Annotated in this window: 1 protein-coding gene; it reads right to left on the bottom strand. The window is 56.3% G+C overall.

What is annotated here, in order from left to right; translation table 11 throughout:
- The coding region (locus tag QN370_RS20615) for an IS3 family transposase (protein ID WP_323581833.1) at positions 1–435 on the bottom strand (435 nt) is incomplete at both ends.

The following is a 435-nucleotide window of genomic DNA, read 5'->3' as shown; positions in this document are numbered from 1 at the left end:
GGAGGGCGACAGGTTGCCCAATACGGAGTGCAAACGCGTGCAATTATAAAAGTCGACGATGTAGGAAGTGACGTCCTTGCGGGCCTCTTCCTGGTTGGCATATCGCGTGCGCCAGACGCATTCCATCTTCAGATTCAGGAAGAAGCGTTCGGCAACTGCGTTGTCCCAACAGTTACCTTTACGGCTCATGCTGGACACCAGACCGTACCGTTTCAGCAAGGCCTGATATTCGATGCTGGCGTACTGACTTCCACGGTCCGTATGTACGATCAATCCCGGTGGCGGATTGCGACTGGAAATGGCCATGCGTAGCGCTTCGCAGACCAGCGCAGCAGGCATAGCAGGCGCGGTGGCCCAGCCGATCAGCTTACGCGAGAACAGATCCAGTACCGTGGCCAGATATAGCCAACCGGTGTCGGTACGGATGTAGGTGAT

The sequence above is a fragment of the Actimicrobium sp. CCI2.3 genome, from assembly GCF_035019065.1.
In the GTDB taxonomy this organism is placed as follows: domain Bacteria; phylum Pseudomonadota; class Gammaproteobacteria; order Burkholderiales; family Burkholderiaceae_D; genus Actimicrobium.
Note: the sequence above shows the minus strand (reverse complement) of the source record. Positions and strands in the feature narration are given on the sequence as shown.